Annotated in this window: 21 protein-coding genes and 1 tRNA gene; 8 read left to right on the plus strand and 14 right to left on the minus strand. The window is 48.4% G+C overall.

Annotated elements, in window-relative coordinates; genetic code table 11:
• Positions 1 to 60 precede the first annotated feature (60 nt).
• The 3 genes from Q1A41_RS08475 to Q1A41_RS08485 form a co-directional block, all read right to left on the minus strand.
• Complete coding sequence (locus Q1A41_RS08475) at positions 61 to 846, minus strand: thioredoxin family protein (RefSeq protein ID WP_299977163.1); 786 nt, start codon at positions 844 to 846, stop codon at positions 61 to 63.
• 164 nt (positions 847 to 1,010) lie between these two features.
• On the minus strand, positions 1,011 to 1,517 hold the full coding sequence (gene ilvN / locus Q1A41_RS08480; protein ID WP_299771288.1) for an acetolactate synthase small subunit: 507 nt from the start codon (positions 1,515 to 1,517) through the stop codon (positions 1,011 to 1,013).
• Position 1,518: 1 nt separating this feature from the next.
• On the minus strand, positions 1,519 to 3,252 hold the full coding sequence (locus Q1A41_RS08485; protein ID WP_299977166.1) for an acetolactate synthase 3 large subunit: 1,734 nt from the start codon (positions 3,250 to 3,252) through the stop codon (positions 1,519 to 1,521).
• Positions 3,253 to 3,715: 463 nt separating this feature from the next.
• Between Q1A41_RS08485 and Q1A41_RS08490 the strand changes: the two genes are divergently transcribed.
• Positions 3,716 to 4,159, plus strand: coding sequence for a DUF4124 domain-containing protein (locus Q1A41_RS08490; protein ID WP_299977169.1), 444 nt, complete (start codon positions 3,716 to 3,718; stop codon positions 4,157 to 4,159).
• An 81-nt stretch (positions 4,160 to 4,240) separates the two neighbouring features.
• Here Q1A41_RS08490 and Q1A41_RS08495 read toward each other — a convergent pair whose 3' ends face one another.
• The 7 genes from Q1A41_RS08495 to zapE form a co-directional block, all read right to left on the minus strand.
• The gene (locus Q1A41_RS08495) at positions 4,241 to 4,639 is read right to left on the minus strand and encodes a ClpXP protease specificity-enhancing factor (protein ID WP_299977172.1); all 399 of its coding nucleotides are present in this window, start codon (positions 4,637 to 4,639) and stop codon (positions 4,241 to 4,243) included.
• Between the two features lie 12 nt (positions 4,640 to 4,651).
• Entirely contained in the window at positions 4,652 to 5,290 is a 639-nt protein-coding gene (locus tag Q1A41_RS08500; RefSeq protein WP_299771279.1) for a glutathione S-transferase N-terminal domain-containing protein, read from the minus strand.
• 92 nt (positions 5,291 to 5,382) lie between these two features.
• On the minus strand, positions 5,383 to 7,434 hold the full coding sequence (locus Q1A41_RS08505) for a ubiquinol-cytochrome c reductase (RefSeq protein WP_299977175.1): 2,052 nt from the start codon (positions 7,432 to 7,434) through the stop codon (positions 5,383 to 5,385).
• Positions 7,435 to 7,437: 3 nt separating this feature from the next.
• On the minus strand, positions 7,438 to 8,031 hold the full coding sequence (gene petA, locus Q1A41_RS08510) for a ubiquinol-cytochrome c reductase iron-sulfur subunit (RefSeq protein ID WP_299977177.1): 594 nt from the start codon (positions 8,029 to 8,031) through the stop codon (positions 7,438 to 7,440).
• A gap of 431 nt (positions 8,032 to 8,462) precedes the next feature.
• Positions 8,463 to 8,855: a 30S ribosomal protein S9 gene (rpsI, locus tag Q1A41_RS08515; protein WP_299977180.1), complete on the minus strand. Its 393-nt coding sequence runs from the start codon at positions 8,853 to 8,855 to the stop codon at positions 8,463 to 8,465.
• A gap of 12 nt (positions 8,856 to 8,867) precedes the next feature.
• Positions 8,868 to 9,296 (minus strand): 50S ribosomal protein L13, encoded by a 429-nt coding sequence (rplM, locus tag Q1A41_RS08520; protein WP_299977183.1) that lies wholly within the window; start codon positions 9,294 to 9,296, stop codon positions 8,868 to 8,870.
• A 522-nt stretch (positions 9,297 to 9,818) separates the two neighbouring features.
• Positions 9,819 to 10,928 carry a cell division protein ZapE gene (zapE, locus tag Q1A41_RS08525; RefSeq protein ID WP_299977186.1) on the minus strand — a complete coding sequence of 370 codons (1,110 nt, stop codon included), beginning with the start codon at positions 10,926 to 10,928 and terminating at the stop codon, positions 9,819 to 9,821.
• Positions 10,929 to 11,133: 205 nt separating this feature from the next.
• Here zapE and Q1A41_RS08530 point away from each other — a divergent pair, with 205 nt between their 5' ends.
• From Q1A41_RS08530 to Q1A41_RS08540, 3 genes are read left to right on the plus strand one after another with little or no spacing between them, the layout of a single operon-like run.
• The gene (locus tag Q1A41_RS08530) at positions 11,134 to 11,625 is read left to right on the plus strand and encodes a DUF1043 family protein (RefSeq protein ID WP_299977190.1); all 492 of its coding nucleotides are present in this window, start codon (positions 11,134 to 11,136) and stop codon (positions 11,623 to 11,625) included.
• Positions 11,626 to 11,643: 18 nt separating this feature from the next.
• Positions 11,644 to 12,762 carry a trypsin-like peptidase domain-containing protein gene (locus tag Q1A41_RS08535; RefSeq protein ID WP_299977193.1) on the plus strand — a complete coding sequence of 373 codons (1,119 nt, stop codon included), beginning with the start codon at positions 11,644 to 11,646 and terminating at the stop codon, positions 12,760 to 12,762.
• A 2-nt stretch (positions 12,763 to 12,764) separates the two neighbouring features.
• Positions 12,765 to 13,442, plus strand: a complete 678-nt coding sequence (locus Q1A41_RS08540; protein ID WP_299977196.1) for a Crp/Fnr family transcriptional regulator — start codon at positions 12,765 to 12,767, stop codon at positions 13,440 to 13,442.
• 12 nt (positions 13,443 to 13,454) lie between these two features.
• Here Q1A41_RS08540 and Q1A41_RS08545 read toward each other — a convergent pair whose 3' ends face one another.
• The 4 genes from Q1A41_RS08545 to hemA all read right to left on the minus strand — a co-directional run bounded on the left by Q1A41_RS08545 (position 13,455) and on the right by hemA (position 17,584).
• A complete protein-coding gene (locus Q1A41_RS08545; RefSeq protein ID WP_299977199.1) occupies positions 13,455 to 14,195 on the minus strand; it encodes a HesA/MoeB/ThiF family protein in 741 nt (246 codons plus the stop codon).
• A 110-nt stretch (positions 14,196 to 14,305) separates the two neighbouring features.
• Positions 14,306 to 15,142 (minus strand): peptide chain release factor N(5)-glutamine methyltransferase, encoded by an 837-nt coding sequence (prmC, locus tag Q1A41_RS08550; RefSeq protein ID WP_299977202.1) that lies wholly within the window; start codon positions 15,140 to 15,142, stop codon positions 14,306 to 14,308.
• Between the two features lie 32 nt (positions 15,143 to 15,174).
• A complete protein-coding gene (gene prfA / locus Q1A41_RS08555) occupies positions 15,175 to 16,257 on the minus strand; it encodes a peptide chain release factor 1 (RefSeq protein ID WP_299977204.1) in 1,083 nt (360 codons plus the stop codon).
• Positions 16,258 to 16,318: 61 nt separating this feature from the next.
• The gene (gene hemA / locus Q1A41_RS08560; protein ID WP_299977207.1) at positions 16,319 to 17,584 is read right to left on the minus strand and encodes a glutamyl-tRNA reductase; all 1,266 of its coding nucleotides are present in this window, start codon (positions 17,582 to 17,584) and stop codon (positions 16,319 to 16,321) included.
• Positions 17,585 to 17,779: 195 nt separating this feature from the next.
• Here hemA and Q1A41_RS08565 point away from each other — a divergent pair, with 195 nt between their 5' ends.
• The 4 genes from Q1A41_RS08565 (at position 17,780) to Q1A41_RS08580 (ending at position 21,050) form a co-directional block, all read left to right on the plus strand.
• On the plus strand, positions 17,780 to 19,507 hold the full coding sequence (locus Q1A41_RS08565) for a tetratricopeptide repeat protein (RefSeq protein ID WP_299977210.1): 1,728 nt from the start codon (positions 17,780 to 17,782) through the stop codon (positions 19,505 to 19,507).
• A 10-nt stretch (positions 19,508 to 19,517) separates the two neighbouring features.
• A complete protein-coding gene (gene lolB, locus Q1A41_RS08570; RefSeq protein ID WP_299977212.1) occupies positions 19,518 to 20,120 on the plus strand; it encodes a lipoprotein insertase outer membrane protein LolB in 603 nt (200 codons plus the stop codon).
• Positions 20,120 to 20,959, plus strand: coding sequence for a 4-(cytidine 5'-diphospho)-2-C-methyl-D-erythritol kinase (gene ispE, locus Q1A41_RS08575; RefSeq protein WP_299977831.1), 840 nt, complete (start codon positions 20,120 to 20,122; stop codon positions 20,957 to 20,959). Before lolB ends, ispE begins: the two co-directional genes overlap by 1 nt.
• Positions 20,960 to 20,975: 16 nt before the next feature.
• Positions 20,976 to 21,050, plus strand: a tRNA-Gln gene (locus Q1A41_RS08580).
• Positions 21,051 to 21,119: the final 69 nt, after the last annotated feature.

Genomic DNA, 21,119 nt, shown 5'->3' on the forward strand with positions numbered 1-21,119 from the left:
ACACTGTTGCAGCGCTGCTGTATAGCACAGGCCTAAATACCTCTGCTATGCAAATCTGTATTACTCCCAGGAGAACTTTTTATGGGACGGGAAAGATAGCTCTAGCTCTTGTTGATTTTTAACGGCATCCCTCGCCTGCTGCCTAAACTCTGCAGCGCGCTTTTGAACCCCATAGCGAAAACGAGCCAACTCACGCCATTCATTATCTTCTTTTTCAGAAAAGTCCACGCCGTTCTCTTGGTAATTTTCTAAAACAGGGCCTAAGCGCTGATAAGCCAGTTTGATTCTTTTAGCCTGAACTTCCTCATATTGCTGTATCTGCGATAGATAATCGGCCAAGCGCTTACTGCCTTCTAACTTAACATCAACTGCGTGTGATGACATTTTTGCAAAGTACCTTTTGTACTGCGTATAGGAAACGCTATCGGCGCTTAACCACTGTGTCATTGAAGGACGATTGATTAGAGTTTCCGTCTCAGGATCAACCACCATCACTGTTGGCGTTCCATAAAAGATAGGCAAGCCGAATCGCTTGGTCACATCAAAACCTTTACTGAGATAAGCCACATCCACAAAAACCACTTCATAGTGAACTTGCAGAGTCTTTTGCAACTCGGGCTTATCAAAATTTCTCAATAAGCCCTGGGTATCGTGGCACCACTGTGCACCTAAGACCAATAGCAGTTTTTTATTTTCTCGCTTGGCCAGCGCCAGCTTGGCATCAATCTCAAGCTGCACATCAGCTCCCCTGTAAAAAGGGTCACTCTTGGGCTCGCCATGCTCTGCCGCAAAACTTAGCGGAGCAAGTAAAAACAAAGCACTTAAAAGAAAATGAGAGATACGCATTGAGCAGCCTAGTTTTTCAGTGATTAAACGAGTTAATGTAGAGATATTTAGGAGTAAAGGCAAACCAAGCGATGGCAAACTGTGACAATGATCTTGGCATGAAAGCCGATACAAAAAAGCCCCGCATGTGCGAGGCTTTGTGGCAACTCATAGAAAAGCTATCTTTATAGGCTCAAGACCTTTTCACCGCGAGCAATACCGGAAACACCCGAGCGAACCACTTCGAGTATTTGAGCATCACTAACGGCCTGCACAAAGGCATCCAGCTTATCAGAGGCGCCCACGATTTGGATCGTGTAAACAGTGCTGGTGACATCAACGATTTGACCACGAAAGATATCCACGCAACGTTTTACTTCTTCACGCAAAGCACCCGTCGCCTTCACTTTTACCAGCATCAGCTCACGCTCGATGTGGGAACCTTCGGTCAAATCGACCAGCTTCACCACATCAATCAGCTTATTAAGGTTTTTTGTGATCTGCTCAATATTGTGCTCACTACCGATAGTGGTCAGCGTCAAGCGCGACAAACTGGCATCGTCGGTTGGCGCAACATTAAGTGTTTCAATGTTATAACCACGCTGTGAGAATAAACCAACAACTCGCGATAGCGCACCGGGAGCATTCTCCATCAATAGGGAGATAATACGTTTTGATTGTTTCTCTGACATTTTAGGTGCGCTCCGTCTTACTCAACCACATATCGCGCATGGCACCATTAGGAGCTACCTGCATTGGATATACGTGTTCGGATTGATCCACATAAATGTCCATAAAGACCACTCGATCTTTCATGGCGAAACATTCTTCTAACTTCGACTTAAGCTCGCTACGCTCGGTTACTTTAATACCAACATGACCGTAAGCTTCCATTAGCTTTTCAAAATCAGGGAGAGATTCCTCATACAAGCTTTCAGAGTAACGTCCATCGTAATGCAAATCTTGCCACTGACGTACCATGCCCAAGGCCTGGTTATTCAAGCAAATAATCTTCACCGGTAGATGATACTGAGTACAGGTAGAAAGCTCTTGAATACACATCTGGATTGAGCCTTCACCAGTAACACAAACAACCTGCTGATCACGCTCGGCGAACTGTGCACCCATAGCTGCTGGCAAACCAAAGCCCATGGTGCCAAGGCCACCGGAATTCACCCACTGACGGGGACGATTAAAGTGGTAGTACTGGGCCGTAAACATCTGATGTTGGCCCACATCAGATGTAATAATGGCATCACCGCCAGTGACTTCGTGCAGTGCTTGAATCACTTCTTGAGGCTTAATTTGCCCCGTTTCTTCAAAACGATTCTTAGTGTACAAACCGTGACGGCCACGCCAATCTTCGATCTGCTGCCACCAATCCGCTAGCGCCTGCTCATCTGGGCTTTCCTTGCTCTGCGCCAACAACTCCAGCATTTCATTCAAGACGCTCTGCACTGAACCCACAATAGGAATATCGGCTTGAATGGTTTTTGAGATAGAGGCCGGATCGATATCAATATGAATAATCTTGGCACCCGGACAGAACTTCTCTGGGGTATTGGTCACGCGGTCATCAAAACGCGCCCCAATAGCCAAGATGACATCGGCGTGATGCATAGCGGTGTTGGCTTCAAAAGTACCATGCATTCCCAACATCCCCAGGAACTGCTTATCGGTTCCAGGGAAAGCACCCAAGCCCATCAAGGTATTGGTCACAGGATAGTTCAGCTTGCGAGCCAACTCTCTAAGCTGCTTAGAAGCATCTCCGAGAACAACACCACCACCGGAATAAATTACCGGGCGACGAGCTTCTAACAGTAACTGAATGGCTTTTTTAATTTGACCGCTGTGGCCTTTTTCCGCCGGGAAATAGGAGCGGATTTTTACCTTCTTGGGGTATTCATACGGGAAAGTTTCCGCCGGACTGGTCACATCCTTAGGCACATCAATAACTACCGGGCCAGGGCGACCAGTTTCAGCAATGTAAAACGCTTTTTTAACAATCTCAGGAATCTCAGCTGGGTCTTTCACCAGGAAGCTGTGCTTCACGATAGGCCGGGACACACCCACCATATCGGTTTCCTGGAAAGCATCTTCACCAATTTTCTCGCTCGGCACCTGACCTGAAATGACTACCATTGGAGTGGAGTCCATATAGGCCGTAGCAATACCGGTAATTGCATTGGTAGCACCAGGGCCAGAGGTGACCAGTACCACACCCGCCTTACCCGTGACGCGAGCGTAACCATCAGCCGCATGAGTCGCCGCCTGCTCATGGCGTACGAGAATGTGCTTGACCGCTTTGTTGCGGAAGATGGCATCATAAATATGTAGGGCAGAACCGCCAGGATAGCCGAATACGTATTCAACACCCTGATCTTGTAAGGAGCGTACCAGCATATCGCCGCCGGATAGCATTTCCACTTGAATTCTCCTTAAGAATTATCAAAACACAACGAGCCCGGTTCTACACAAAGTAGCCAGACTGATAAATTTATCTATCGCCCTTTTATGTCCGTCACAGGTTAGTGCACGGATCCAGGGAGGACGTATCGGTTGATACACCCCCGCGGTGAGGATGGTTTTGCAAACGGTTGGCTTGCTCGGGTAGATGCTTGTAACTCCATGATGGCGGAGTTTTATTTGCTGAGGTTACAGCCAGGATCTACACCCATCTTGCGTAAGCTTAATTCTGGACAAGTCTAAGCTAAAGTCAAGATGTTCGATGGTCTATAGAGCCTTTAGCACAAAAATTCACCCAATATGATCAATTTCTAAGAATAGACTAGCCCGCCTGTCTTAGAATAACCTTGTTGAGCACTAAGTTTAGCCAAGGGACAGCTTTCAGCCTTATAATAGCTGCAGTATTTGAAAGGGATCTACCAGCATGCCATATATAACCAAGTTGATATCAGCAGCCCTCATCACCAGCTGCTTTTTGGTCACCGCCGTTATGAGCAACGACGCCCATGCCGCAAAGAAATTCTATAAATGGGTCGATAAAGATGGCGTAACCCATTACAGCGAGCGGCCACCAAAAGGGCAGCAGGCCGAAGTGGTGAATACCTACACTGGCCGAGGCACCCCTCCCCCCAATCAAGCCGCCAAAGAAAAAGAAGAAAAGCCCGAGGAAGAAACGACTCAGGCAGCCCCACAACCCATTAAGAACCCCGAGGTTTGCAATACCGCCAAACGCAACTTAGAGATTTTGAACCGCAATAATCGAGTGCGACTAAAAGATGAAAACGGCGAGCTGACTGTGCTAAGTAAAGAGCAAATGGATAAGCAGCGTAAAACTGCAGAGCAGGCTGTTAAAGATCATTGCGGATAAACTCCTTATAAACGCCTGGGGCAGACACAAAAAAGCCGAACATCATGTTCGGCTTTTTTGTGTCTGCCCCGGGCGTGAATTTTACTTCACTACCTTCAAGCTTGGGCGCTTAGCTCCTGAATCATCAGGCTTGCTAGGCTTCGGCGGCTCTGGACTCGGATCCGCTTCTGGCTCAAACACTAAACCCTGGCCGTTTTCACGAGCATAAATTCTAAGCACTGCGCTATATGGCACAAAGATATCGGTAGGCACACCACCAAAGCGTGCACCAAAGCTCAAGGCCTCATTATCCATTGCCAAGCCACTTACAGCGGTTGGAGAGATATTTAAAACCACCAAGCCATCCTCATTAACATACTGCTGAGGTACTTCAGTGCCTTCGGCATAGGCGCTAACAAGCACATGGGGGGTGCACTCATTATCGACAATCCATTCATACAGGGCACGCACCATATAAGGACGACTACTGCTCATGCTCATAAATCTAAACCTCTAGCCACGCATCTCGCGCTCTAGTTCAGACAAGCTTTCCTGGAAAGCTTCACGCTCAAACAAACGCCCCATGTAGTCATGCAAAGGCTGGGTTTGCTTAGTTAATGGCAATTTGATTTCCAATAAATCCAAACGCCACAAAATCGGTGCCAAGCAGCAATCTACCAAAGTAAATTCTTCACTCATGAAGAATGGCATTTCTGAAAAGATCGGAGCAATCGCCAATAAGCTATCTTTAAGATCTTTACGCGCTTTTGCCGCGGCCTCTTTGTTTTTACCAGAAAGAATTTCGTCCACCTTTGGACTCCAATCTTTCTCAATGCGGTGCATCCACAAACGGCTTTGTGCACGCGCTACTGGGTAAACCGGCAACAGTGGAGGATGAGGAAAACGCTCATCTAAGTACTCCATCATTACTTTTGATTCATACAAGGACAGGTCACGATCAACCAAGGTAGGCAAATCGTTGTATGGGTTCAGGTCAGCCAGTTCTTCAGGCTTGTTGTCCGGATCAACATCAATGATATCAACCGATACACCTTTTTCGGCCAAAACAATACGTACTCGGTGGCTATAGTGATTCCTAGCATCCGAAAAATATGTCATGGAGGAGCGTTTTGCGCCTACGCCAACTGCCATTATTCCACCTCTATCTTCAAACTATAAAAAAAACGAACGGGCGGGCCTCTAAAAGAGGACCGCCCGGTAGCTGTAAAATCCTTTTTGGGATTCTAGTGAATGTCGCGCCAGTACTCGCGGTTCAGCAAGTAAACAAATACGAACAATACTAGGATAAACAGCAATACATAAATACCAATGCGCTCACGATCTAGTGCCGCAGGCTCAGCAACATATTCCAAGAAGTTAACTAGGTCGTAAACGGCCTTTTCATACTCTTCTGGGCTCATGGTACCTTTAACTGCACCCACTTTCAGCGTACCACAAGGGTCTTCCATAATTGGATCGCCAGTGATTGGGTCGCGACGTGGCTTGCCATGATCGTAAACTGGACCAGGTGCACATTCTTGCAAGCCTTGCATTTCCAGCATTACATGAGGCATTGCAACCTTGTCAAAAGTACGGTTGTTTACACCTGTTGGGCGACTATCATCTTTATAGAAAGTCAGCATGTAGGTGTATAACCACTGCGGGTTACGAGCACGTGCTACCAAAGTCAAATCTGGAGGAGTCGCACCAAACCACTTTTTAGATTTGTCAGGATCCATTGAGTTCGTCATTAATGAACCCACTGCGGAGCCATCAAAAACCATCTGCTCACGCATTAACTCGCGATCAATACCTAAATCATCTGCTACGCGGCCATAGCGAGAGAAACTCGCTTCGTGACAACCCATGCAGTAGTTGATAAACCACTTAGCACCGTTCTGCAAAGACTCTTTATCGTGTAGATCCGGAGTCATTTCATAACAATCGATAGCGCCACAAGATTTCTCACCACCAGCACCTACAGCCTTAATCGGCACAATGGTGAGCACTAAGAATAGGATGAAACCACCCCAAACCAGTGGTGCAGGCAAGCCTTTCATCTGTACACGATCTGGCTCTGGCTGACACTTCTCACGAGCCGTCCAGAACGGCATAGCGATAAAGTAAGCAAAGTAGATAACGGTACAAATCTGAGCCAGGATAGTACGACCCGGAGTTGGGGCCTTAACGCCTAAGTAACCCAAGATTACGAAAGAAGCTGCGAATACCAATAGTGCGATGCGACTGAAGTTACCCTTGTAACGCATAGACTTAACTGGCGACTTATCCAACCAAGGTAACACAAACAAGATAGCAATCGCTGCGCCCATGGCAACCAAACCTAAGAACTTGGAACTCAAAGGCCCAATATCGAAGGTTACCGCTCGCAAGATGGCGTAGAACGGGGTGAAGTACCATACCGGCGCAATATGCGGCGGAGTCTTCAAGTTGTTTGCTTCTTCGAAGTTAGCGTACTCCAAGAAGAAACCGCCCATTTCCGGCATGAAGAAGATTACGAAACAGAACACGAACAAGAATACGGAAATACCGATTAGGTCGTGAACGGTGTAGAACGGGTGGAAAGGAACGCCGTCTTTTGGAATACCGTTTTCGTCTTTGTTCTTCTTGATCTCAACGCCGTCTGGGTTGTTTGAACCCACTTCGTGTAGCGCTAGCAGGTGCAATACCACCAACAGCAACAATACGATAGGCAATGCAATTACGTGCAAGGAGAAGAAGCGAGTCAAGGTAGCGCCGGAGATCAAGTAATCACCACGTACCCACTGCACTAGGTCTTCACCAACCACCGGAATAGCGCCAGCCAAAGATACAATTACCTGGGCGCCCCAGTAGGACATCTGACCCCAAGGCAATACGTAACCCATAAAGGCTTCAGCCATCAAGATTAGGTAGATCGCCATACCAAAGATCCACACTAGCTCACGCGGAGCCTTGTACGAGCCGTACAATAAGCCACGGAACATATGCAGATAGACCACCACAAAGAAAGCCGAGGCCCCGGTGGAGTGCATATAGCGGATGAGCCAACCGTAATCGACATCACGCATGATGTACTCTACAGAAGCAAATGCACCATCGGCACTGGGCTCAAAGAACATAACCAACCAAATGCCGGTCAACAACTGGTTAACTAAAACCAACAGTGATAAAACACCGAAGAAGTACCAGAAGTTAAAGTTTTTCGGGGCATAATATTTGCCCATGTGGGTATCCCAGGCACGCTGCACAGGTAGGCGAGCGTCGATCCAGTTCCACAGATTCACTAACATATTCATCAATTAGGCCTCCTGGTCCAAACCGATAGTAATCACCGCATCGCTATCAAAGCGGTATGGCGGGACTTCTAGGTTGATCGGAGCAGGCACACCCTGGTAAACACGGCCAGCTAAGTCAAACTTAGAACCGTGACAAGGGCAGAAGAAACCGCCTTTCCACTCATCGCCACCCAAGTCAGCTGCGCCAACTTCAGGGCGGTACATTGGGGCGCAGCCCAAGTGAGTACACAAGCCTAGCAATACTAGGAATTCCGGTTTAATTGAGCGAGCCTCATTATCTGCATAAGGCGGCTGCACCGACTCTGTAGAATTTGGATCACGCAATAGGCCGTCGACGGTTTTCAGGTCATCAAGGACTTCCTGAGTACGACGCACGACATAAACCGGCTTGCCACGCCACTCTACGGTGACCATTTGACCAGGCTCAAGCTTGCTTAGATTATATTTAACCGGGGCACCAGCAGCTTTCGCTCTAGCGCTCGGATTCCAGGACCCAACAAAAGGTACGGCAACACCCACTGCTCCGGCACCACCTACAACGCAGGTAGCAGCGGTTAAGAAGCGGCGACGCCCTTCGTTCACTCCGCCATTGCTCATGACGATCTTCTCCCATTCCAGTACTGCAGGCAGTAACTGATTGAATTACAAAGGTTTACGGTTGATTCTGTGCTTATGGTGTGATTTTAAAAATTGACACATGGTATAGAAATTGCGTTGAACTGACAAGGATAACCGCCTGTTTTTCAAGGCTTTAGCTATATTTTTCCCAGAAGTTCTGACCAAGATCATTCGCAGCTAATGTTTCTGCTCAGATGTCATGCAAGCGACTTCTAATGCGCCCAACAAGAATAGCAGGTCAATTTGTGACTGCCTCGCCACTTCGAGACAAAAACCGATCAATATCAATCAATTTGCGACCCACTGGCCATTTGAATGACACCAAAATGAGGGTTACAGCCTTTCTAAACCCATAAAAAAACCCAGACTGAAGCAGCCTGGGTTTTTCGAAAGCCAGCTCGGCCAGCGAATTAACGCTTGGAGAACTGTGGCTTCTTACGTGCTTTACGTAGACCAACTTTCTTACGCTCAACCTCACGAGAATCGCGAGTAACGTAACCTGCTTCACGCAGAGTTGGACGCAAGCCTTCGTCGTAGGACATCAATGCACGAGTCAGACCATGGCGAATCGCACCTGCCTGACCGAAGCTACCACCGCCTTTAACGGTAACAGTAACATCGAAAGTCTCAACATTATCAGTGATCTCTAACGGCTGACGCACGATCATGCGAGCCACTTCACGACCAAAGTAATCTTCGATAGCGCGACCATTAACAGAAATTTTACCAGTGCCCTGAGAGATAAAAACACGAGCAGTGGAAGTTTTGCGACGGCCTGTGCCGTAATATTGTGTAGCTGCCATTGTCTTTATTCCTTATACGTCCAGTTCTTTGGGTTGCTGTGCAGTATGCGGATGCTCGGCACCAGCATATACTTTCAACTTGCTGAACATTGCACGGCCTAGAGGACCTTTTGGCAACATACCCTTAACAGCGCTCTGGATTGTGCGCTCAGGAGCCTTCTCGATCAACTTTTCAAAGCTGATAGACTTCAAACCACCAGGGTAGCCAGTGTGGCTATGGTAGATTTTGTTCTTAGCCTTATTACCAGTCACTTGTACTTTTTCAGCATTGATTACAACGATGTAATCGCCAGTATCAACGTGAGGGGTAAACTCAGGCTTGTTCTTACCGCGTAAACGGTCGGCAATCGCCACGGCCATGCGGCCTAGGGTCTTACCTTCAGCGTCGATCACGTACCAGTCGCGCTGGACGGTTTCGGGCTTGGCACTGTATGTCTTCATGTTATATCTGCCTTTTAGGGTTTCGGTTTGCAGCGCCTATTCACAAAGGGCGAATCAGGGAGCCACAAAAATGGAGCGCGGATTCTATAGCGGGGGTGAGCAAAAAGCAAGCAAAACTCCCAAACTTATTACATCCCAAGAAGCCCGACCGCCTGTTGAGGGGAGCAGTTGCTATGCTGGGGGCGCAAAAAACTGGATCCATCCAAGCTCACCTCCTCCTCCGAGTCGGAGATGCCCCAGCATAGCAACTGCTCCCCTCAACAGGCTACATATTCATACATACAACCAATCCTTTGAGTTTAGTGCGCAAAAACACCGCAAACTCATTGAGTCAACGCGCCGAAAGATCAAAGAAAACTAAAATATCGCAAATGCAGAATGTTAGGGGTAGGGGCTACTTTGTTGGGGCATCTCCGACTCGGAGGAGGAGGTGAGCTAGCATGGATGCTGTTTTTTGCGCCCCCAACAAAGTAGCCCCTACCCCTAACAGGCGGTCAGTCCTGCATAACACCTAAACAAGAACTAAGGCTTATGCGGCAACGCCAAATAATCGTGACTCTGCATCTCCAGCAGACGACTCACCGTGCGATCAAACTCAAAACTTAAGTGGCCACCAGCGTAGATCTGCTCTAAAGGTACCTCACAAGAGATGATCAGCTTCACACTGCGATCATAAAATTCATCAACTAGATTAATGAAGCGACGAGCCTGATCATCGGTCTCACGCCCCAACTGAGGCACATCCGAAAGCAATACAGCATGGTATTCGCGAGCCAGCTCAATATAGTCATTCTGGGAGCGAGGACCGTCACAGAGCGCCATAAAGTCAAACCAGACCACATCCTCTGATTCGAAGCGCGCCATGATTTCACGACCCTCGATCTCCAAGGGCACATTGGCACGAGCCTCTTCCAAATCAGGCGCCAAACCCTCGAAGCTGCGCCGCAAACTAATATCCGCCTCTTCATCTAAAGGGTGATGAAAAAGCTCGGCTTGCTCTAAGGCTCGCAGACGGTAATCAACACCACCGTCTACATTGACCACCAAAGTATGCTCATTAAGCATGGCAATAGCTGGCAAGAACCGCGCACGCTGCAGGCCATCTTTATATAGACCATCAGGAACAATGTTGGAGGTGGCCACCAAAGTAACACCGCGAGAGAACAAACCCTGCATCAGATTACCCAGAATCATTGCATCGGTAATATCGGAAACAAAGAATTCATCGAAGCAGATAACACGAGCCTCTTTAGCCAATCGGTTCGCTACGATTTCAAGGGGATTCTTTTCGCCCGGCAAGGTTTTCAGCTCTTGATGGACGCGGCGCATAAAACGATGGAAGTGCACCCGCATTTTATTTTCAAAAGGCAGAGACTCATAGAAGTTATCCATCAGGTAGGTCTTACCACGACCAACACCACCCCAGAAGTATAAGCCTTTCTCAGGCCCTAAAGATTCTTTCTTGCGTCCCAGCAATTTAGACATCAATCCGGGCTTTTTAGCCGCAACAGGCTTAGCTGTTAAGCGCTCATAGAGATCCTGCAAATGATCCACTGCCATCGCCTGGGCAGGATCATGACGAAAATCATCTCTCTTAAGGTCGCGCTGATAGCGCTCTATAGGGCTACTCATATCTCTACTTCCGAAGGGCGATAGCAAAACCGCGCCACTTTAACCAGCCATCAACATAGAAGCAAGCCGCAATAGCGTATGTAAAGAAGCGTGATACCACCAAAGTCCAGATCCACACAGCGACCATTTATCCTATATAATAGATATTAGCAGGGGCAAACTTTAACAGCCCAACTGCCACCGTTGTTTGTTAAGGAGACCATCCGTGACTGAGTTTGAACTGAGCCACCTAATTATTACTGGCGTGGGCATGTTGATTGCCGGCGGCATTATTGGCCTAGCCATTGGCCGCAGCACCAGCCAACAAAGCAAAGCCGCAGAGACTATTAAAGAAGAACTAGAGCAGCTAAAAGAAGAACAGCGTGACTACCAGCATGAAGTAGCCGAACACTTCGCTGAAACCGCATCTTTGGTTAACGACATGAATCAAAGCTATAAGGCCGTGCATGAGCACCTTGCCAATAGCGCCCTGAAGTTATCCAACCCTGATGTTAGCCGCCAGATTCTAGAAGCAGGCACCAGCCAACCCGCGCTAGAAAGCCAAGCAATGGGCGAGCTGCAAGAACAACCTAAAGACTGGGCCCCTAAAAACCCGGGAGATAAGGGCACTTTGAGCGAAGACTTTGGCCTAGACAAAACCGCTGACAGCAAGCCGGAAGAAAGCGACAGCGAGCCAAAAGAAGAAGAAAAAGCCTAAGTAGAAGCGTTTGGGGGAATGGCGAACTTGAAAAAGCTGCTGGATTTTGTAGGTTTACCAGTATTCGCTGGGATAATCATCGCTGCGGCTCTGTTGCTTTTATTCCCCCAACTTCGCCAACCCAGCTTTTTTCAGCTTGGCACCCAGCAGCAGATAGATCAGCAAGGCCCCGCATCTTATTCCCGCGCAGTTCGAATAGCAGCCCCTGGCGTAGTCAATATTAGCACCAACCAAAAGCGCAACTTTAGGGATCACCCACTACTTAACGACCCCTTATTTCAGCAGCACAATAATATAAGAAATAACAGCCCACTCGGATCAGGCGTTGTCGCCTCTGAAGATGGCTACATCTTAACCAACTACCACGTCATTGAGAGCGCCAACGAAATCCAAGTACAGTTTTTCGATGGCAGCACGGAATATGCCGAATTGGTAGGCACCGACCCCAAAAGTGATCTAGCCGTATTAAAGGTAAACAAAGAAAACCTTAAACCTCTACAGGTGAGACGTTCCGAAGAAATGCAAATTGGCGATGTTGTACTGGCAATCGGCAACCCCTGGGGGGTTGGGCAAACAGTGAGCCAAGGCATTATCAGCGCTACCGATAGAGGCCTAAAGCAGCTAAGCCCCTACACATACTTTTTTCAAACCGATGCCGCCGTAAACCCCGGCAACTCCGGCGGCGCCGTGATCGACGCCTATGGAAAATTAGTCGGCATCAGTACCGCCATTCTCAACAATGAGAACGCCACTGGAATTAGCTTCGCCATTCCTGCTGATTACGCCATGTATGCCCTCGATGACATCGTTCAATATGGTTATGTAGTTCGCGGCTGGCTCGGTTTTGGCGCCGATAGATTAAGCGCAGCCGCCGCAGCTTCAGGCGGGCTAGTCAACAACGACGGTATATTTGTAACCAGCATTACACCAGGTAGCCCAGCCGAGCAAGCGGGCTTACAACTTGGCGACTACATCACCAGCATCAACGACATCCCTCTTAGCGCGAGCAATCCTGCACCAGAACAGGCCACCAGCCGCCTGCGCCCGGGCAGCCTGATCAATATCGATTTTATTCGACAAGGGCAAGTAATGAGAACGGTTTTACAGGTTGGATTACTGCGCCCAGACGAAAATTAATCATGTCTCACTTTTATCGCGGGCACGACTGGATAGAAGAGCTCCCCCAAGCTGTACAAGAAAAAATAAAACAGCGAATGCAACGCCGCGAACTGCAAAATGGCGAGCCACTTTATCAACCCGGCGATCAAGCCCAAGCACTATTTCAAGTCCAAAGCGGACTGATAGTCTTAAAGCGGAGCAATAAAGAAGGCGAAGAATATCTAGCCACCTTTCATGGCCCCGGAGAATGCTTTGGCGAAATACCCCTGCTCACCAAAGAGGCTAAGCGCGGCTTTAATGCCGTAGCAAGGGGCAATACCATTGTGCGTAGCCTAAGCCAAAATGATTTTTTTGACTTAAGCCAGCAACATCCGGAAATATTCCCACAACTCACCCAGAAACTTTGCGCCATCATAAGCAGCCTACTTGGACAAGTGGAATCACTTTCACAAGCCAGCTTAAAGCAACGCCTAGCAACCTTAATTGTTGATGCTGCCGAGCGACACGGCAAACAGGAAAAAGACGGCATCAGTATTAACATTCCACTATCGCAGACCGACATAGGCAACATGCTAGGTGCTACACGGCAAAGCGTACAAAGGGAGTTAAAGCCCTGGCGAGACCAAGGCTGGATCGGCCGCAGCAGCGGAAGACTATTGATCCACCAACTCGACAAAATTCGCAAGCTCGCCGTTTAAGCTTGCGAAAACTCACACCGAGCAAACACAGCAATTTGCTTTTTTAGGCAAACGCAAACTTTGCCAACTTAAATCCCTGGCATCAAAGCGCTTCATTTCCCCAACAGCAAGCGGCCCTTCCAGCACGCTTCGCAATGCCATCAACGCTTGCATGCTACCAATCACCCCCAATAAAGGTGATAGCACCCCCTCTTCTGCACAACGACGCCCCTCGTCACCATCATCATCGTAAAGACAGGCGTAACAAGGCGAGCTCTTCAGCGCAGGATCAAAGGTCAGCAACTGACCATCCATAGCAATAGCCGAAGCTGACACCCAAGGCTTTTTAGTTTTCACACAAGCTTGGTTTATCGCAAAGCGAGAAGAAAATCGATCTGTGCAATCCAACACCAAATCCACCGCAGCAAAATGTTCAGCAAAAGATTCAGCTGAAAGACTGGCATTGATTTCATGCACTTGAACATCGGCATTTAAATCACGAATAGTTGCAGCAGCAGAAGAAACCTTGGTTTTACCAATGCTACTAAAGCGATGGGCAATTTGACGTTGCAAATTACTGAGCTCCACCACATCAAAATCAAACAAGCTTAGCTGCCCAATACCTGCCGCCGCCAAGTACATCGCCACAGGCGAGCCTAAACCACCCAAACCGACAATGGCGACATGTGAAGTCAATAACTTTTGCTGCCCTGCGATATCAATCTCAGGCAATAAAATATGGCGACTGTAGCGCAGTAACTGTTCATCGTTCATTAGCTTGTACCATTGATAGTCAAATTAACTTCACGCTCGCGAACTCAAATTGCTCAACAAAGCTTATGCCGAAAACAGAAATTCCATTCTATAGCCCGAGCGAGCAAGCTCTATGGCCAACGCGCAAAACTGATTCGCTCATGCCCGGCAATATCTTCGCGACTTGCTACATCTACAAAACCTTGCAGAGATAACAACTCACGCACCAATGCAGCCTGCTGATAACCATGCTCCAACAATAGATAACCGCCAGAGTCTAAGTAATGTGGCGCCTGCTGAACAATCAGCTTTAAGTCCGCCATCCCCCCATCACCTGCAATCAAGGCCGACAAAGGTTCAAAACGAACATCCCCCTCCTGAAGGTGGGGATCTATAGGATCAATATAAGGAGGGTTGCTAACAATTAAATTGAAACGAGAACCCGGGTCTATTTCAGCAAACCAAGAGCTCTGTAAAAAGCGCACATTTTGAATGTTATTCGCCACCCGATTTCGTTCGGCTAAGGCCACGGCCTCAGCATTCAAATCGACGGCTAATAATTTGCAAGACGGCCATTCGCTCGCCAAGGCTAGAGCAATCGCTCCAGTTCCGGTGCCTAAATCTAGAGCTGCTGCAGCGCCACTAGGAAAGTAATCTAGGGCCTGCTCCACTAAAGTTTCAGTATCAGGCCTAGGGATTAAGGTGCTGCTATTTACTTCGAGAGTCAGATCCCAGAAGTCTCGCTTTGCAATAATGTGAGCGACCGGCTCACCAGCAATGCGTCGCTCTAGCAACTTCTGAAAGTGCTCATTGTGCTGATCACTCAATTGCTTTTCGGGCCATGTAAATAAATAACTGCGCTCACACTCCAGGCAATGGCATAAGAGCAGCTCCACGTCGAGCTGAGCCGTATCACTATTGAGCAACTGCTGGCGAGCACTATTCAGCAGTTCGGCAATGCTGTTCAAAATCAGCCTCAACTAAAGTTTTTAAACCAAAATTATTCAGCCAAAGCTGCCAACTGATCAGCTTGGTATTCATTCACCAAAGGCTGCACCACATCGTCCAGGCGCCCTTCCATAACCTCTGCCAACTTGTATAGAGTCAGATTAATACGATGGTCAGTCACCCGACCTTGCGGGTAGTTATAAGTGCGAATTCGCTCAGAGCGATCACCACTGCCCACCAAATTACGACGCTCATCGGCAATTTCTTGGGCAGCCCTCTCAGCTTGAGCATTGTTTAAACGCGCTGCTAACAAAGACATGGCTCGAGCCTTGTTTTTATGCTGAGAACGCTCATCCTGACACTCCACGACCACACCGGTTGGAATGTGGGTGATACGAATAGCCGAATCGGTTTTGTTCACGTGCTGACCGCCGGCGCCGGAGGCTCGAAACGTATCGATACGCAAATCGCCCTTATTGATATTAACCTCTTCGGTTTCATCAGCTTCTGGCATTACCGCCACAGTACAAGCTGAAGTGTGGACACGGCCTTGCGATTCTGTTTCTGGTACACGCTGTACTCGGTGAGCGCCGGATTCAAACTTCAACTGAGAATAAACACCCTGACCTGAAACCCGGGTAATGATTTCTTTAAAGCCACCATGATCACCCTCATTTTGACTCATAATCTCTACTCGCCAACCACGAGCTTCGGCATACTTGCTGTACATACGATACAAATCGCCGGAAAAGATTGCCGCCTCGTCACCACCGGTTCCCGCACGAATTTCCAAGAATACGTTTTTATCATCATTTGGATCTTTCGGTAGCAAAAGTTTTTGCAACTCAAGCTCCATTGGCTCCAACTGAGACTCAGCTTCTTTTAACTCTTCCTGCGCCATTTCGCGCATATCGGCATCACCATCTTTCAATAACATTTTGGCTTCTTCGATATCTTCCAAAATAGTGGTGTAGCGCTCATAACATTTTACGACGGGCTCAATTTCGGCGTATTCCTTAGATAATTCACGAAAGCGGTTTTGATCTGCGATCACCCCACCATCACTAAGCAAAGCCCCCACTTCTTCGTAGCGATCTTGCAGATGGTCTAATTTATCTAAAATGGACTGTTTCATAATTCAGCTAAACTCTCAGAAATTTACTGGCAAGCTATCAGCTCACCAATAGCGCAAAGCGCTATTTAGATGATTCTTTTGATATATCTATACCCAACAACTCTTGCGAAATATCGATCACTTCAGCGCGGCCATCAGCACTGGCCTGTTTTAATTTAGTTGTGGGCGAATGAATAAGTTTGTTCGTTAGCGAGCGCGCAAGCTGTGTCATTGCTTGCGCAGCATCAGTGCCAGACTCTAAAGCTCGCAGCGCCTTTTCCAGCTCTTTGTCTCGCAACTGCTCAGCTTGCTGCCTATAAGCCTTAATTGTAGAGACTGCTTGCAAGGCTCGCATTTCCGCCTGATATTGAGCGACTCCTTCAGCTACAATCAATTCAGCTTTTTTTGCTTCGTCCTCACGGGATTTACGGTTTTCATCGATTACTGCGCGCAGATCATCAACCGTGTATAAGTAGACATCATCCAGCTCATCGACCTGAGCCTCAATATCTCTTGGCACCGCGATATCCACCATAAACATGGGCTTGTGCCGGCGCTTTTTCAAGGCCGTCTCCACGGCACCCTTACCCAATAATGGGAGCTGACTGGCCGTTGACGAAATAACAATATCGGCGCGGTGCAATTGCTCAGGAATGTCGGCCAATAAAATCGCTTCAGCGCCCAGCTCTTCCGCGAGCCCCTTGGCACGCTCCAAAGTGCGATTAGCAACAATCAGTTTTTTAATGCCATTATTATGCAAATGCCGAGCAACCAGCTCGATAGTTTCCCCGGCGCCTACCAATAGGGCTGTATCTTCTTTCAGATCAGAGAAAATTTGCTGCGCCAGACTAACAGCCGCAAAGGCCACCGAGACAGGGTTCGCACCAATCTCGGTTTCACTTCGCACACGCTTAGCAATATTAAAAATTTGCTGAAAGCCATAGTGCAAACCTCGCCCTACCACGCCTGCTTCGGTAGCATCCGCATAAGCCGATTTCATCTGCCCTAAAATTTGCGGCTCACCCAAAACCAAGGAGTCCAAACCGGCGGCAACACGCATCATATGCTCTATGGCCTCACCATCTTGCAACACATAGTGATAAGGCTCTAAAGATTCCCGGGAAAGCTGATGATAATCACCCAGCCACTGCAGCACATCGGCATCGAGCAATTCACCCCAAGCGTATAACTCGGTGCGATTACAGGTCGATAAAATAGCGGCCTCTTCAATTGCCAAACTGTCGCACATAGATTTAAGCGCCCCAGCTATATTGCCAGGGGCAAAGGCCACTCGCTCACGGATATCTACCGGCGCGGTGTTATGATTGATGCCTAATGCGATGAGCATGACGACCTTTACTACAGCAGAGACTTGAAAACAGCCCGCTATTGTCCCCTAAAGCCAGCCCCAAGGCCAGCTCAGCGGATAACAATAAGCCTCTAAAATCAAAGCGATTAGTGCTCAAGGGCACTAAGTTGCTATAGTAAGGCCTATAGTAGAATATTGGCCTTATCAAGCCCTAGCCGAACACGAGCATAAGTAGTGAGCAAAAGACATATAGTAATCGCCGGCCTTATCAGCCTCGGCCTTAGCGCCTGTAGCCAACAACCCCAGCCAGAGCCCGCCCCAGTCAGCCCAGTGGCTGAACCCGCGCCGGCCCCTGAGCTACCAACAAAGCCTTTTGCGCAAGACACCCTGTATTCTCTTTTAGTTGCAGAGTTCGCCGGTCGGCGTGGCAACCCCGATATTGCTCTGGACAATTATCTAGAACAAGCCCAACAAACTCGGGACATCGGTCTTGCCAAACACAGCACACAAATTGCGCGTCAGCTACGCAAAGACAAAGCCGGTTTAGAGGCAGCCCTATTATGGAGCCAGCTTGACCCAAGCAGCGAAGAGGCTCTGTTTATTGCCACCACCGAGTTAATCAATGCTCGACGTTATGTTGAAGCCCTAGAATACTCAAGAAAACTGGAATTGCGCGGCAACCAAGCCCTGCACCTTACCGTTGCCAGTCAAGCCAGTAACAGCGAAGGCGCACAGATCGGCATCATGGCCGAGCAACTGCAAATGTGGCTAGATGAAGATGGTGATGACAAAGAGTTGCTAACAGCGCTTGCCATATTACTGCAACAGCAAGCACCTGAAGAGTCCATGGCGCTTGCCAAACGCGCGCTAGCCATCGATCCAAGCTATATCAGCGCCGCCATGGTTGAGGTGAAGTCGCTGCAGCGATTAAACCAACTCGACCTAGCTCAAAAACGCTTAGCGGAATTACTAGAACAGCAACCCAATAATAAACGCTTAAGAGTTCAATACGCTCGATTAATGGCGAACATCGACCTACCTTCGTCAGAGCAAGAATTTGCCGCGTTACACAAAGACTATCCTAAAGATACTGAGCTACAACTGGCTTATGCCCTGGTACTTTACGAGCAGCGTAAAACCGATGCCGCCGAAGAGCAATTCAGCCTGCTACTGGATTACGAGCAGAGCTATTCAATGGCAAATTATTACTTAGGTAGAATTTCCATGAACCGTCAGCAGCCTCATGTGGCCATGGGGTACTTTGACGAAGTTCAGCCAGGTGACCCGAATTTTCTGCCGGCTTGGGTATTTCGTAGTGACATATTAATAGAGCAAGGACAAAGCCAAGCGGCCATAGCTCTACTGCAAAGCTCCGCCAGACAATTCCCTAAATTAGCTCAGCGCTTTTTACTGGTAACGGTAGAGTCCCTCAATAAATACGGCCAGAGCGACCTTTCAGTGGAAATGCTCAATCAGGCACTCGAACGCGATCCGCAAAATCGCCATTTACTTTACGGTCGCGCCATGAGCTTTGAAAAGCAAGATAACATTGCCGCCATGGAAGCTGACCTGCGCGCAATTCTGGAAAACAAACCCGATAATGCCAGTGTATTAAATGCACTTGGCTACACATTAGCTACACGCAGTGATCGTAAAGAAGAAGCCTTTGAGCTCATCAGCAAAGCGTTCAAATTGAACCCTAAAGATCCAGCAATTATCGACAGCATGGGCTGGATTGAGTATTTGCGCGGCAACCTCCAGAGCGCACTAGGGTTTTTACGTCAGGCAATGAACGCCTACCCAGATCATGAAATCGCCGCCCATTTAGGTGAAGTGCTTTGGCAGCTTGGGCGCGCAGAAGAGGCTCAAAGCATTTGGCAGCAAGGCTTCGAACTGCACCCTGGCAGTGAAATTCTGCAAGAAACCATCCAGCGTCTAAACGCCAAAATCCCGCAGCCCTAAGAGCAAACAAATGACAAGAATTTATAACGCTGCGAGGCTGTTGCTGCTTGCCCTATTTCTATCGGCCTGTAGCAATATCAGCCAACAGCCAGTTAACAGCAATCAAGATCTAGACCTTGCCACCAGCAGCGCAGAGCAACAGGCACGCCAGGCATTACTTATCCCGCATAGCAAATGGCGTATGCGAGGAAAAATTGGCTTGCGCAGCCCCCAGCAGAACGGCTCAGGCTTTATTGACTGGCAGCAGGATGGCGAGCAGTTTCGCTTACAGGTTAGCGGGCCACTCGGCCAAGGCAGCACGGTAATAGCTGGCAATAAACATGAGCTTAGCATCCAGGGCGAAGAAGTTATCAACAACCCTCAAGCCCAAGCCGAGCAAGCCCTAGGCTGGCCATTACCACAACAGCAAATGCCATACTGGGTTCGCGGCCTAGCCGCCCCAGATGAAAGCAGCCAGAGCGAATGGTCAGAGGGCCTATTACAAAAGCTGCAGCAAGGTGGCTGGGAAATCGAATACCTTCGCTATAGCCGGCATCGTATTCCCCTGCCAGAAAAGCTCAAATTAAAGCGCGGTAACATTCAATTGACCCTTGTGGTTAAGCGATGGCAGTAATGCAAGAACAACGCATTAGCTTGGCCGCCCCTGCCAAACTCAATCTCTTTTTGCATATTCTTGGGCAAAGAGCTGACGGTTATCATGAGCTGCAAACAGCCTTCCAATTGCTAGATCATGGCGACCGCCTAGATTTCACAAGGCGCTGCGACCAAGAAATTCACTTAAAACCTGAAATTCCAGGGCTCGCGACAGAGGATAATCTTGTCTTTAAGGCGGCTAAATTGTTGCAAAGCCACTGCCCGCAAAAGCAGGGTGCCGACATCTACCTGCACAAGACATTACCAGCCGGAGGTGGCATCGGTGGCGGCAGCAGTGACGCCGCCAGCACCCTAGTCGGCCTAAACTATCTATGGCAATGCGGACTCAATAAAAAGCAGCTTTGCGAGCTTGGGCTAAGCCTTGGCGCCGACGTTCCGGTCTTTATTAATGGCCAAACAGCTTGGGCCGAAGGAGTCGGCGAACAATTGCAAGCCCTTGAATTAGAAGAGAAATGGTATTTAGTACTGGCACCAAACTGCCATGTTTCTACCGCTGAAATTTTTTCAAATAAATATTTGACAAGAGACAGTTCGGCCATTACAGTAGCGGCCTTTCTTGAGCAGGGTGGTCAAAACGATTGCCAGCAGCTGGTCAGCTCACTCTATCCAGAGGTGGCTGAAGCACTCAACTGGCTTAGCCAGTTCGCGCCAGCTAAAATGACAGGAACAGGTGCTTGTGTATTTGCCAGCTTCGATGATCAATCATCAGCTGAAATTGTATTCAAGCAGCGACCAGAGCATCTAAACGGCTTCATTGCCAAAGGTATTCAAGAGTCACCTATCCTAGCGTTTATATAATGCTCAACACCTTTACTGGGGTGTAGCCAAGCGGTAAGGCAGCGGGTTTTGATCCCGTCATGCGAAGGTTCGAATCCTTCCACCCCAGCCATCTTTTCTTCTGACAAACGCTCATTAATCCAACAATTATCTCTTTAATCCCCCCTTAAAACACGGTAGA

The sequence above is a fragment of the uncultured Pseudoteredinibacter sp. genome (assembly GCF_947502065.1).
GTDB lineage: Bacteria > Pseudomonadota > Gammaproteobacteria > Pseudomonadales > Cellvibrionaceae > Pseudoteredinibacter.

Excerpts from the sequence above, each read along its gene's own strand:
- Q1A41_RS08475 (WP_299977163.1), bottom strand. The coding sequence starts at position 846 with ATGCGTATCTCTCATTTTCTTTTAAGTGCTTTGTTTTTACTTGCTCCG.
- ilvN (WP_299771288.1), bottom strand. The coding sequence starts at position 1,517 with ATGTCAGAGAAACAATCAAAACGTATTATCTCCCTATTGATGGAGAAT.
- Q1A41_RS08490 (WP_299977169.1), top strand. The coding sequence starts at position 3,716 with ATGCCATATATAACCAAGTTGATATCAGCAGCCCTCATCACCAGCTGC.
- Q1A41_RS08495 (WP_299977172.1), bottom strand. The coding sequence starts at position 4,639 with ATGAGCATGAGCAGTAGTCGTCCTTATATGGTGCGTGCCCTGTATGAA.
- Q1A41_RS08500 (WP_299771279.1), bottom strand. The coding sequence starts at position 5,290 with ATGGCAGTTGGCGTAGGCGCAAAACGCTCCTCCATGACATATTTTTCG.
- Q1A41_RS08505 (WP_299977175.1), bottom strand. The coding sequence starts at position 7,434 with ATGAATATGTTAGTGAATCTGTGGAACTGGATCGACGCTCGCCTACCT.
- petA (WP_299977177.1), bottom strand. The coding sequence starts at position 8,031 with ATGAGCAATGGCGGAGTGAACGAAGGGCGTCGCCGCTTCTTAACCGCT.
- rpsI (WP_299977180.1), bottom strand. The coding sequence starts at position 8,855 with ATGGCAGCTACACAATATTACGGCACAGGCCGTCGCAAAACTTCCACT.
- rplM (WP_299977183.1), bottom strand. The coding sequence starts at position 9,296 with ATGAAGACATACAGTGCCAAGCCCGAAACCGTCCAGCGCGACTGGTAC.
- zapE (WP_299977186.1), bottom strand. The coding sequence starts at position 10,928 with ATGAGTAGCCCTATAGAGCGCTATCAGCGCGACCTTAAGAGAGATGAT.
- Q1A41_RS08535 (WP_299977193.1), top strand. The coding sequence starts at position 11,644 with ATGGCGAACTTGAAAAAGCTGCTGGATTTTGTAGGTTTACCAGTATTC.
- Q1A41_RS08540 (WP_299977196.1), top strand. The coding sequence starts at position 12,765 with ATGTCTCACTTTTATCGCGGGCACGACTGGATAGAAGAGCTCCCCCAA.
- Q1A41_RS08545 (WP_299977199.1), bottom strand. The coding sequence starts at position 14,195 with ATGAACGATGAACAGTTACTGCGCTACAGTCGCCATATTTTATTGCCT.
- prfA (WP_299977204.1), bottom strand. The coding sequence starts at position 16,257 with ATGAAACAGTCCATTTTAGATAAATTAGACCATCTGCAAGATCGCTAC.
- hemA (WP_299977207.1), bottom strand. The coding sequence starts at position 17,584 with ATGCTCATCGCATTAGGCATCAATCATAACACCGCGCCGGTAGATATC.
- lolB (WP_299977212.1), top strand. The coding sequence starts at position 19,518 with ATGACAAGAATTTATAACGCTGCGAGGCTGTTGCTGCTTGCCCTATTT.
- ispE (WP_299977831.1), top strand. The coding sequence starts at position 20,120 with ATGCAAGAACAACGCATTAGCTTGGCCGCCCCTGCCAAACTCAATCTC.